Annotated in this window: 8 protein-coding genes and 1 pseudogene; 4 read left to right on the top strand and 5 right to left on the bottom strand. The window is 40.5% G+C overall.

Features of this window, described 5'->3' with window-relative positions:
- Positions 1-347 precede the first annotated feature (347 nt).
- A pseudogene (locus tag P8O70_16765) lies at positions 348-875 on the bottom strand (DNA polymerase).
- A gap of 124 nt (positions 876-999) precedes the next feature.
- On the opposite strand from P8O70_16765, the gene P8O70_16760 reads away from it, so the two are divergent.
- The 4 genes from P8O70_16760 to P8O70_16745 all read left to right on the top strand — a co-directional run bounded on the left by P8O70_16760 (position 1,000) and on the right by P8O70_16745 (position 6,501).
- Positions 1,000-1,470: a hypothetical protein gene (locus P8O70_16760; GenBank protein MDG2198492.1), complete on the top strand. Its 471-nt coding sequence runs from the start codon at positions 1,000-1,002 to the stop codon at positions 1,468-1,470.
- 867 nt (positions 1,471-2,337) lie between these two features.
- Entirely contained in the window at positions 2,338-3,330 is a 993-nt protein-coding gene (locus P8O70_16755) for an extracellular solute-binding protein (protein ID MDG2198491.1), read from the top strand.
- Positions 3,331-3,694: 364 nt separating this feature from the next.
- Entirely contained in the window at positions 3,695-4,798 is a 1,104-nt protein-coding gene (locus P8O70_16750; protein ID MDG2198490.1) for an ABC transporter ATP-binding protein, read from the top strand.
- A 14-nt stretch (positions 4,799-4,812) separates the two neighbouring features.
- Positions 4,813-6,501 carry an iron ABC transporter permease gene (locus P8O70_16745; protein MDG2198489.1) on the top strand — a complete coding sequence of 563 codons (1,689 nt, stop codon included), beginning with the start codon at positions 4,813-4,815 and terminating at the stop codon, positions 6,499-6,501.
- Positions 6,502-6,761: 260 nt separating this feature from the next.
- Here P8O70_16745 and P8O70_16740 read toward each other — a convergent pair whose 3' ends face one another.
- The 4 genes from P8O70_16740 to P8O70_16725 are packed head-to-tail and all read right to left on the bottom strand — an operon-like array spanning position 6,762 to position 11,874.
- Positions 6,762-7,490 carry a histidine phosphatase family protein gene (locus P8O70_16740; protein ID MDG2198488.1) on the bottom strand — a complete coding sequence of 243 codons (729 nt, stop codon included), beginning with the start codon at positions 7,488-7,490 and terminating at the stop codon, positions 6,762-6,764.
- A gap of 9 nt (positions 7,491-7,499) precedes the next feature.
- Positions 7,500-9,302, bottom strand: a complete 1,803-nt coding sequence (locus tag P8O70_16735; GenBank protein ID MDG2198487.1) for an iron ABC transporter permease — start codon at positions 9,300-9,302, stop codon at positions 7,500-7,502.
- A 53-nt stretch (positions 9,303-9,355) separates the two neighbouring features.
- A complete protein-coding gene (locus P8O70_16730; protein ID MDG2198486.1) occupies positions 9,356-10,450 on the bottom strand; it encodes an ABC transporter ATP-binding protein in 1,095 nt (364 codons plus the stop codon).
- A gap of 14 nt (positions 10,451-10,464) precedes the next feature.
- Entirely contained in the window at positions 10,465-11,874 is a 1,410-nt protein-coding gene (locus P8O70_16725; protein ID MDG2198485.1) for an extracellular solute-binding protein, read from the bottom strand.
- Positions 11,875-12,402: the final 528 nt, after the last annotated feature.

Raw genomic sequence — 12,402 nt, 5'->3', positions numbered from 1 at the left:
GGAGATTACTTCATTGTTCTAAATGACGCAAATGCACCAACCCCGAAACAGCAATACTAAGCAGAGCGACTCGAATGAGAGAACGCTGAAGAATCTGGTAGGTCATGGAAACTCATTGGCATCTTTGCCTCACGCTTCCATGCAGAGGGATTGGGAATAATTCTCAAAAAGTTGATGCCAAAATGCAGAATTTTCACCTCAATGATTTTGGTTAAAATTCTTTATTAGTTTATGGGCAGCTTGCTATGCCTGCATCACATCAGAAAGGAGCCCAGTAATTGAGCTAGCATTTAATTTTAATTGCATCAGTTGCCACGCTGGAAACAAAGTTTGAACTTCGAAGGATATCACTTCTCCGCCCAACTCCTGCCCACCAAGGCCTCTGCAGTAATGAGAACTTCACCAATAAAAGTTTGCATCCCGTCGATCATAGCCTGCTGCACAATACCCAGTACCTCATCTGCCAAGTATGGGGACGTCTGCACAATCACTTCATCATGAATCACAGCCACTAATTCAGCATCTAGTCTCTCAAGTCGTTTCTGCAAGACTACTAAGGCTGCCTTCATTCCATCAGCTGCCAAGCCTTGAACAGGTTGATTGAAGAGTGTGTTCGGGCGTAGCTTACCATCGTTGAAACTGACCTCCTTCCTGCTCAACCAGCGACCAGGATTGGTCCCATGTGTCCTGATTTGCAGCTGGGTTGGATCTTTTTGAATCACCTGCTCCATCTGCCGCTCCAGATACTTGTGCATCCACTTGATCTTCGGGTAGAGTTCAAAAAAGGCCTTGATGATCGTTGCCCCCTGTTTTTGATTCTTGGCTATTCCATTCTTGACCAGCTGATTGGGACTCACGCCGTAGATCAAACCAAAATTGACGGCCTTGGCCTACTCTCACTGTCTCCAGGATGGTCTGCGTCCTGTGGAACATGGCTCAGACTGAGCAGATCAAGAGTCCATCGGGAGCTTTCTCCAACAGGCAAAACCATTTGGTTTGGTGGATACAGGGGTCAATTTTACAGGTGGAGAGACTTTCATTCCAGGTAGCCCAATCATTGAACTGATTCGATTTGCCTCAGGGCTAGGGCCGGATGTTCGTGCCAACACCAATGCCTGGTGGGGTGGAAGTCGTACAGTAAAGGTGGGCACAGAAGAATTTGATGGTCCTGAAGCGTTAGTCGAAGCACTCAGGCTTGCGGGCTTGAAGATGATGGTGCTGAGTCTGGATGACCGCTATGAGAGATATCGTGGCTTGTTTGGCAAGATGATCCAGGTAGCTGTTGCTTGTGAAACCAACAGAATTCTCTACCAAGTCGTAATGACTGATGCTTCCAGAGAATTGTACGATGAATTTCTTCAAAAGCTTACCAAAGAGATTGGACACCTACCCGAATATTTCAGCCCAGTGGGGATGGAGATGGTTGATGTGGGAGGATCCAGGACTTGGTCTGGGGACACCTTGAACTAAACTCAAATGGCTTTGCTGCCAGAATCATCTCCCTGTGAGAAAGGGGTTCTACCGGCCCTATTATCTGCACATTACCCCTGAGGGCAGTCTGCGAAGTTATATGTATGCTCTCGGTTCGGGCTCTTTTGGGAATATCAAAAAAGACCAGGTCATCGAAATCATCAACCGTACTGCAGACAATCCAGTCCTTCAGTTGTTTGCGAGCAAGAGACTGGAGGAGTTTGCTTAGCAATACATTGAGCCCTGGACAGCATACTATCACCAGATTGAGCATCCTTGCACAGCCTCAGCGTTGATTGCGATGCTTGCAGAGAAAATCCACTCAGAGTCAAAAATGCTTGGTAGAGAGCCCAATGTAGTAAAGATGGAGAGGATCCATAGAGAGCTGGCGCCCAGGTACCGATTTCAATTGAGCAACTGAGCTGCATTTGAATCTTTGAGGGTGAGATGTGCAGTAAATTCATTCTCAGAGTGAGCTTATTATTCGGGGAAGGCATTTCTCTGTCCCCACCCCCGTACATCACAGAGTTGCCAAAGAAATGTTGTCAATATATTGAGATTTTAGGATGTGCCTAGCGGTACCAGCAAAAAATTCCATCCGCAAAGTTACTTTAGGGGGGCCATCAAAAAGTAGCCAAACCCTGTACAAAAGAAAGTGCTCAATGCCAATATGAATAAGTGAAATTTCATCCCATCAACCTCAGCCAAATAACCATGTGTACTTAAGATGTTAGGTATAATTTTTGTTGACACAAAAGATGTGCATGGCTTATTAATAGATCTGTTTTATTAGGAAATATAATTTTCACTAGACGAACACGTTTTCTAGTGAGGAAATTTTTTTCACTTCATTCAAAGAGAGTTATTGTGAAACTCAAAAACAAAATAGTACTGATTTGTCTGACAATAATAGTTTCTGTCTTTTCAACGAGTGGATATGCACAAGCATCCGAAGAGCGTATGGTAATTTATGCATCTCATCCTACAAAGCTGGTTGACTACTTTGTAAATAAGTTCAAAGAAAAATATGGCAACATCGAGGTAGATCTCATTACTGGGGGAACAGGAGAACTATTGGGTAGAGTTCAGGCTGAAAAAAACCGTCCACAAGGAGATATTATGTTTGGAGGTGGTTCCTTTACTGGGGGGTCAGCACCGGAACTCTTTTTACCATATAATTCTCCAGCACTTGAGGGTATATCACCGGCTTTTCTAGATCCGAAAGGATATAATGCACCTTTTGATGCTTTCACAATGGTAATTGTTTACAATAAGGATCTAGTTGCTGAGGATGAGCTTCCACAAAGATGGTCTGATTTAGCTGATCCAAAATGGAAGGGCAGGATAGTTCATGCAAATCCAGCAAAGTCTAGCTCCGCTTATGCTGCAATGGTTACTTGGCTTGGGATTGGTGGCTGGGATTTAGTTGAAGCTTTAGCAAGGAATCAAATAATAGTGAATAGCTCTAGCATACCATTTACTCAAGTAGGACAAGGAGAGAATGCCATAGGAATAACTTATGAAGAAGGCGCGTTCAAATGGATTCCATCCGGAAATGTTGGGATAGTTTACCCCAAAGACGGTATGGCACTATTACCTGGTGGTCTTTTTCTTATTCGTAACAGCCCAAATCCTGTAAATGCACGTCTTTTCGCTGATTTTGTTTTAGACCACCCTCAACAAAGTGCATTAGCTACTGAATTTCTTGGAAGAAGACCGACCCATAAAAATGTAGAATTAAATCCTGCTATGGTCAGAGTAGATGAGATGACTCTTATGGATTATCCAATGGAGGATGCGATTTCGAAGAAAAAAGAATTCCTTGCTAAGTGGAAGAAAATAATGATGAAAACTCGCTGAGTTAAAGAAACATGTAATTTCAAATTTTTAAAAAATGAGCTAAGTCACTTTAATTTGGAGTTTAATTTGGATTGAAAGATAAAAAACCAGAATTTTTGATTCAATCAATTCTGATTCCCTCAAGCCCCCTATTTAAAAGAAATTAGGGGGTCTGCCCCAGACAAAATTCTCTTTGCTTTGTATTTACGAAAATTAAATGTCAATCATCTTGAGCCAATTTTTCCCAAAATTTTGATGATTTTAAAGTATAGAATATATAATTAAATATAAATCACTAAATTCAGGTAAAACTAAACATTTCCCAAAATTTTTTTATTGGATTAAAGTTGTCTGAGCAAACAATTTATTTTTAATAGATAACTTAATGAATACTGTTTCTTCAACTAGGCTAAGAATAGAAAATATCAGTGTTAATTTTACTGATGTTGTGGCTGTCGATAATGTCAGCTTAATTGTCAAACCAGGTGAATTTTTTACACTTTTAGGACCAAGTGGTTGTGGGAAGACGACCTTGCTTCGTACAATTGCAGGATTTTGTAATCAAAATGAAGGGAATATTTATTTTAATGATAAATTAGTAGATACACTTCCAGCTCATCATCGAGATACCGGAATGGTTTTTCAAAACTATGCTGTGTTTCCTCATCTCACAGTCTGGCAAAACGTTGAATACGGTTTGAAAGCCCGACGTGTTCCAAAGCAGGAAATGTCTGATCGTGTTAAAGAAGCATTGCGCCTGGTAGATCTCAATGGGTATGAAGATAGAAAGCCTAGTCAGCTTTCGGGAGGCCAACAGCAGCGAGTTGTTGTCGCTCGGGCAGCAGTCGTTAGACCACAAATTCTTCTTATGGATGAACCACTAGCCAATCTTGATGCCAAATTGCGTGTTAGGTTGCGGGAGGAATTGCGAGAATTACAGCAAAAATTAGGTATCACAACGATTTACGTAACTCATGATCAGGATGAGGCTCTAAGTATTTCAGATAGAATCGCAGTTATGTTGAAGGGTAAAGTAAAGCAAATTGGTTCTCCGATGGAAATATATCGGCTTCCTGTGACTAAAAATATTGCAGAATTTGTGGGGGAAGGAACTTTTTTAAACGGAATTGTTATCAAAATGAATGATAATCAGATTACTATTGAGCTTAAGGATGGGACAAATTTAGTAGCTAATTTAATTTCTGGATTAAAAATATCTGTAGGTCAATCAGTTGGACTTGGCTTTAGACCACATGATGCCAAAATTATTGTGGATCCAATACCAGATTTAGAAAACGTTCTTTATGGTACTGTTTCTCAGAAAATGTATTTTGGTGGAATAGTCAGATATAAAGTTGAAACAAACTCAAGGATGCTTGTACAAGTTGAAGAATTTTCACCAATAGGAGATGGTAGAAATAATGAAAAAGATAAGATTAGCGTTTCAATTCCCAGTGACAGATTAATGTTATTTCCAATCGGAGAGTAAGTGAAATTCGAGTTATGATTCATAGAAAATTTCAAATTTTAAATAATCGATATTTTGATTTCTGGGGACTGGTCTCCAGTTTATCTGTCATTATTATCGCTGCCCTTTTGATTTTCCCATTAACAAGATTAATCCTTGCCAGCTTCATGACGGAAGATGGCACTTTCACGTCGACTGACAATTTCTCAATCATTGAAACATACATTGAATTTTTCAGCGAAAGATTCTATTACGAAACACTTCTTAACAGTTTTTATGTTTGCATTTTAGCCACCATTTTTTCCGTAATCATCGGTGTTCCAACGGCATATCTAGTAAGTAGAATTGCGATTCCTGGTAAAATCTTTATACGAGTGGCAATTGTTCTTACTTTTGTTTCTCCACCCTTTATAGGAGCATATGCATGGATATTGTTGCTTGGTAGAAACGGTGTGATTACAGGATGGCTACAAATAATTGGTATTACATTACCTAGCTTGTATGGCTGGGGTGGTATAGTCTTAGTCTTTACTTTACAGTCATTTCCATTTGTTTTTCTTATGATGTTGTCAGGCCTACGATCAGTGGATCAGAGCATTGAAGATGCTGGCATCAACATGGGAAGATCCCCTTTTGGTGTTTTCTGGACCGTGATTTTGCCCTTAATTATTCCTTCAATATCAACCGGGGCTTTACTTGTTTTTGTGACCACTTTTTCTGATTTCGGTACTCCAATGATAATTGGTGAAGGATATCGAGTTCTTGCGTCTCTTGTCTATGGAGAGTTTATAAATGAGTTTGGTGGGAATCCAAGACTTGCTAGTACCTTATCAATTTTGATGCTTACAGTAACCTTTGGAGCACTTCTAATCCAAAGAAGTTTCGCAAGACGAGCTTCTTTTAATCAAGAGACAGTAACACCTTTGGGATTAAGAAAAACCAGTACTACAAAAATATTTGTTTCAACTCTTATAGTTTATTTAATTGTCTTTATTGCATTTCTACCAACTCTCACAGTGGTAGTTTCATCATTTCTAAAAACCCGTGGTCCATTACTTACAGGGGAATTCACTTTTGAAGGATACCTTACAGCTACTCGATTACCAGCTTCATTCATCAACTCTCTATTGCTCGTGCTATCTTCTACCGTGCTGTGTGTGGCTGTAGGATCATTGGTTGGTTATGTTGTAGTTCGACGTAAAAATAGGCTAACTGCAATAATTGATACTATGTCAATGACTCCATATGCAGTTGCTGGAGTCGTAATGGGTGTTTCAATTTCTATTTCCTTTGGTGGAGACCCATTCTTCCTTTCTGGGACAAGCCTTATTCTGATTCTATCATATTTCATACGACGCTTACCATATACAGTGCGTTCAGTATCAGGATTTCTTTACCAAATGGGGCCACAAACAGAGGAAGCATCTATAAATCTTGGGGTGCCACCGGGTGGGACCTTTGTTCGGGTTACTCTTCCACAGATTGCACCAGCAGTATTATCTGGGGCTCTGTTGACAATGGCAACAATAGCACGGGAATTTAGTTCGACTGTTATTCTATATTCTGGACAAACTAGAACCTTGCCTGTGGAGGTGTTTGCTCAAGTACTTCAGGGAAACTTTGGTGATGCTTCAGTTGTTGGAACAGTACTAATAGCGTTTACGCTTGTACCGATAGTAATTCTTTTCAAGTTATTTGGCAAAAATGAGCAATCTCTTGTGTGAGAGAGCATAATCCAAGGTGAGAGTTGCTTAATTTTTCGAAAATTCAGCTTAAACTGGATACTCTAAATAATCGATAGAGCCTGTTTTGTTCCCCACTCCACCCTTGAACTACAGTTTCTCAGTAAGGAGTAGTTCTACGAATTAATAGAAACTTCTTCTCCATGCTTCGATATTCAGGAAGCTCAACAAAGAAATAAGTCGCAGTTCAAAGTACTCAAAGGATTCTTTACAAATCTCTAGTACTAAACTCATAGTGGTATTTAACCATTTTCTACATTGAGGTCAGGGCGCGGGACTCTCAAATTTTCAGGCAAGTAACTGTAAAAATTTAAATATTGAATCGTAATCTTTTTATTTCTTTCAAAGGTTAATCTGCAAATAGAACAGTTATGACTCTGAAAGGCTATGCCATCTGCGATATTTAAATTAAAAAGTAAACTTAAAAAACTGCTTATAAAAGCTCCGTGAGTCACCAGTCCCAAACGAACATTTTCCTCTGCACGATTTTTAATAATATTTAGAACTCTTTCTGCACGCAGACTTACTTCTTGAAGAGTTTCCGCACTTTTATTCCACCACCCTTCATCGTCAATTTCGTCTGGAAGTAAATAATCTGGAAAATTACATTGAATTTGTTTTCGATTAAGCCCAGGGAGTCCAATTTTTTCAGTCAAATCAGCATTAAATTCATAAATTCCTCCAACTTCATGAATATCAAGCCATACCTCAGGTTTGAGTCCAATTGCGACACCAACCGGACCTACCGTTTCCAAAGATCTCTGCATTGCACTGCAAAAGATTTGATCAAAGGGTTTTTCATTTTCTTCAAACTCTGTCTGGGACAGATGAAGGCCTTTTTGAAGAAAATCTGCCATATAAGTGCTTTGTAAATGCCCATTTTCTGTGAGCTCTGGATCAGAAACCCGTTCTTGATAACTTTTACGAATATTGTTTTTGGATTCTGCATGACGTATCAAAAATAAATTCAAATCATCCCCTTAGCCATTTTTTAGTGCACTTAATCCGAAACCTCCTGAAACTATTCGAGCTAATATGCTTCCTGAGATAATCATCAGAGTGAGTAGAAGCGTCACAGCGCCTGCATGCTGAGCCATATCCTGCTCATTGTAATTAAATAACAAACCGGTCAGAACCATGTTGGAGGGAGAAATGAGGAGGATGATGAGAGAGAGTTCACGCATAGCAGTGATGAAAGTAAGCAACATTCCTGAAACTAATCCACTAAATGACAATGGTATGACAATTTTTACCATTCGCTTGATCCATCCAATGCCTTGGACCCTCGCTGTTTCTTCGATGGACTGATCAATCTGAAGCATGGCTGCAATGCCTGTGCGTGAAGTGAATGGAAGATTCTTTACAACAGTGATCAATACTAAAATAGTGAAGGTGCCGTAGAGTGCAGGAACCGGCCCCCAGGAGTTTGAAAACATTCCGATGTAAATTGCACCAAAAGCGATGGATGGGAAGATATAAGGTGCAAAGGCAACTCCTTCTAGCCACCTTGACAGCAAGGTTCCCCGGCCTCTTACGACTGCATAACCCACCAGCAATCCAATGATTCCATTGAAGAAAGCCGCAGAGAGCCCAAGTTTAATACTATTCCAAAGAGAACTGATGATATTGTCACTCTGAAAAACACCTGGTTCGCCATAGGTTTCGTCGATGCTTCCATCTCCTATCCAATATTCCAAAGTAAAATTTCCAAGATGATAGTCACCTGGAACGATCAAGAGAGATTCCCACAAAAGTATAAGTAGTGGCAGAAAAACGGTAGACGCTAAGAACATTCCGACTCCTAAGGTTGCCATCCAACGCCAAGCACCCAGATCGATCTCTCGGGATCGAAATCCTTTTCCAGTCAAAGTAACATAACTTTTACGTACTCCCAAAATCCTGTTGTTGATCCAAATACAAGTGATGGCTGTTACTATCAAAACTAGGGCTAAAACATAAGCATCACCGTTATTGCTGGCATTGAGAGAAGCATAAATCTGGGTAGAGAATGTGTAAAACCGAACTGGCAATCCTAATAGTGCCGGTGTCCCAAAAGTTCCTAAGATTCGAATAAAAGTTAAGACAATGGCTGAACCCAAAGCTGGTAATAGTAAGGGTAAAGTGATTCTCCACAATCTTTGCCGTCGATTCATTCCACAGATTGCGCCAGCATCTTCTAATTCTGAGTCGACACTTGCCAGAGCTCCAGACATAAGAAGATAGCCATATGCGTAGTAATGGAGTGATAGGCAGATGACAATAGGAAAAAAACCATAAGAAATCCAATTTGGGGGTTGAATTCCAAAAAAATAAGTGAACATGCCTTCGGCACCACCGATACGATCATTTTTGAACAGGCTCAGCCAGGCCAATGCCAAGACCCAGGAAGGCATCATGTAGGGCACAACAGCCAGAGCTCCGAAAAAGCTCTTGTAGCGGATGTTTGTTTTAACAATCAGCCACGCAAGCAGTGTCCCTATAGATACCCCAATCAGTGTGACACAAACACCGATCGCAATACTATTGAGCAGAGGATTTATTAGTAGAGCTTTGGAAAGAGGGCCTACAAAGACACGATCATAATGAAAAAGAGTGAACTCACCGATCTTTGCTTCAGGCAGATAAGCAATGTCGTAGCTTTGGACGCTTAGAGAATCCCTGATGATTTCTAATAAGGGAGTCAACACCAGAAAACCAAGGATCAGCAGACAAACAGATCCGAGTACTAGATGAGGACGGTTAATTAATTTATAAAAAAAGTAGGTTAGTTGAGACTTGGACAAATCTGCGGCCTGTTTTTTAATAAAAAGCTGGGATTTTTATTGGAACAAAATTCTCAAAGTTGAATATTTTTTCCTGTTTCTTTATTAAAGAAATTTAAACTTTCAGGATCAAATCGAATCCATAAAGGCTCATCAAGTTGCATCCTGATGAATTCAGGATGCAATAGGGTGATTCCAGTGTTGCCGTATTTGACTTGCAGGATTGTATTTGCTCCCGTTGGCTGGACTGATTCCAGTGTGACTTTCAACCAGTTTCTCTGCTCTTGAAAGGATACGTTGATGTTTTCTGGACGAACCGTAGCGATGGCTTTTCGTGAGTCTGATGAAGGCTTTTTCTTCATGGGGAAGAAAATCTCTTTACAGTCCAGTTGAAGTTGACCGTCTTTGTCGACGATTTCACCTTCGAATATATTATTTGGGGGATCTCCAATGAACTCAGCAATAAATATATTATTTGGATGATGATAGATGTCATAGGGAGTCCCACTTTGCATAACTTGGCCTTTGTTCATGACCACGACATTATCCGAGAGGGTCAGGGCTTCGGTTTGATCATGAGTGACATAAACTGTTGTCGCTTCCAGTTCCCGATGAAGGTGTTTTAACTCAGCACGCATTTCAGTTCGAAGTTTAGCGTCTAAGTTGGACAACGGTTCGTCCATCAAGAGAATTTTTGACTGAAGGGCAATCAAGCGTGAAACCGCAACCCTTTGCTGTTGCCCTCCTGATAATTCTGAGGGGTAGCGTTTGCGGTATGGTTCCATCTGAACCATTTCCAAAGATTTCTTAAGACGAGATTCAATTTCGGTACTACTGAGTTTTTTTTCTTTAAGAGCAAGTGTTATGTTTTGCTCGACTGTCATATGAGGCCACAAGGCATAGCTTTGAAAGATGAAACCTACGTTTCGGTTTTCAGGAGGAATAAATACCCCTTGTTTGCGTGAAAAGACGGTTCTATTCCCAATCTGGATTTCCCCTTCATCAGGTTCTTCCAGTCCAGCTATAGCCCGAAGCATGGTTGTTTTACCGCAACCCGATGGCCCAAGGATAGTCAAAAAGTCTCCAGAATTGACCGTTAGATCCAGTTTCTGCACGGCCATTTCTTTGCCATAAGACTTCTTGATGCCTCTTAAATTAATCTGTTCCATGGGTTGCACCAGGCTCACATGCTAGAATGTTGAATCCAGAAATCACGGATTCTTGCACCCTGTTTCCACATAAAATCTGCATCAACATGCCATTCCGTCATTTCATCCCAAATTTCTCCACCTTCGGGTGATGGAACATCATTTCTTGGGCTTCTTGTGCCAGGGTCAAAATAAGGTGCAAGACCCAAAAGCAAATCCGAACTGACTCCTTTTGTGTAGGGTTTGGAAAGTTTAGAGTTCTTGTTCAACTCCGTGCTTCCAAGGACAAAAGCAGTAAAAACTTTTGCTGCATTTGGATGGGGCGCTTGTCTCGCAATGGCAGTGAAAGTCGGATATAGCAGTTTTGCTATTGGATCCAAATCCTTAACGATGCCGTTCACAAAACCCTTGGAGTCGTTGCGGGCGATGTAGGTCATGTTAGCAAAAGCGAGTAATGGTTTCTTCTGGCCTTTTTTCCCTGACGCTGCGGCTAACTTAGAGCCAGATTTAAAAATAACGACATCATTTTTTAACATTCTTGCCCAAAACTCATATCCAGCATCCGGAACACCTTCTGAGAGCTTGATTTCCTCTCCTTTGTAGCGTTTGTATGCAGCCGCCATTTCCTGTGGATGCTGGATAAGGGTCATAACCGCCATAAAGGTGGAACCTGAGGACATCGGGTTTTTCATGCCCACCCGACCTTTGAATCGGGGTTCGGTGAATTCCCAAATATTTGTAACTGGGGGGCTATTGGGAAAAGCCTCCAAATTGTAGAAAAATACTACCGCTTCATTGACTCTTATTAAGAGTGGTTCACGGTATTCCCTGGGGATTCGGCCTTTGAAATGGTGTGGGACATAGTTAACTAGAAGATTCTTATTCAACATTTCATGAATGACTTGCCCAGAATTTCCTGTTGTGACGACATCGGCATTGTAAATTCCTGCTTGTTGCTCACGTTTGGTTTTTTCAACGGATTTGGTGGACCCTAAGTCATGTACAGTCAATTTAATCCCGGGGTACATCTTCTCAAATGGTTTAACCAGTTTTTGAATACGGCCTGATGAGGTGTAGACAATCACTTCTCCTTCTTCGGTGGCCTTTCTCACAATTTCGTCCCAGTTTTCCTGGCTAGGTTCATACTCTCCCAGTTCTCCTCTTTTCAGCCATTCCAGCATCTCTGGGGGAGGTTCAGGTTTTGCGTTTGCTAAACTAAAACTCAAAAAAAACACCAAGAATGCAAAAATAAAAAAACGATTGATTAAAAACCCAAAGTAATTCTTCATAGCAAGCTCCATCAATAAATTATGCAAGCATGTCTTTTTCATCTTTTCGGAGATGAAAGAGTTTTGACATTGTGAATTTGCAAAATTTTTTCTACTCAGTAATTCTTGAGAAGAATTTATTTTTAACAAAAAACAAAACAATTTGAGCCCTACCAAGTCTAATCATCACCATCAAGTGATTTATCTGAAGAAGGATAATAGATTTCATCAACCACTTTGTTTTGGAAGACTTGGAAATTATAACTTAATCGAAATACTTGGGGCTACAGCAGACCTTTGGCCTCTCTCCCACGTGATGCTGAGAAATAGTCATGAATTTCTGAGTTATACTTATCCCAGAGTGACAGGCTGGCTTCCTACTAAAAATCAAAGAGAAGAGGCCACATCTCTCGCGTTTCAAAAAATACGATCCAGAATCTTTTTTAATTTCAAATGAATCAAAATTGGTTAGAAAGGCTTGGCTTTCTTTTTGTAATTAACATGTACAACGAATGGATCCATATCCTGAAAAATCAGCTTGATCCCACGTTAAATTCATCCTCCCTCACAAAGATTTCAAATTCTGAATCTAGTCTTTTTTCTGTTCAAAAGTTTTAGTTTGGATAACTGTCTCTCATTACTCTCACCTCAACCTTTTTGAGCAAATAGGGCTCTGCTCTTGGCGTTGGAGCAATTGCGTAGTTT

The sequence above is a fragment of the SAR324 cluster bacterium genome (genome assembly GCA_029245725.1).
Classification (GTDB): Bacteria; SAR324; SAR324; order SAR324; family NAC60-12; genus JCVI-SCAAA005.
This window is presented reverse-complemented; position numbering and strand designations above follow the sequence as displayed.

Excerpts from the sequence above, each read along its gene's own strand:
- P8O70_16750 (MDG2198490.1), top strand. The coding sequence starts at position 3,695 with ATGAATACTGTTTCTTCAACTAGGCTAAGAATAGAAAATATCAGTGTT.
- P8O70_16745 (MDG2198489.1), top strand. The coding sequence starts at position 4,813 with ATGATTCATAGAAAATTTCAAATTTTAAATAATCGATATTTTGATTTC.
- P8O70_16730 (MDG2198486.1), bottom strand. The coding sequence starts at position 10,450 with ATGGAACAGATTAATTTAAGAGGCATCAAGAAGTCTTATGGCAAAGAA.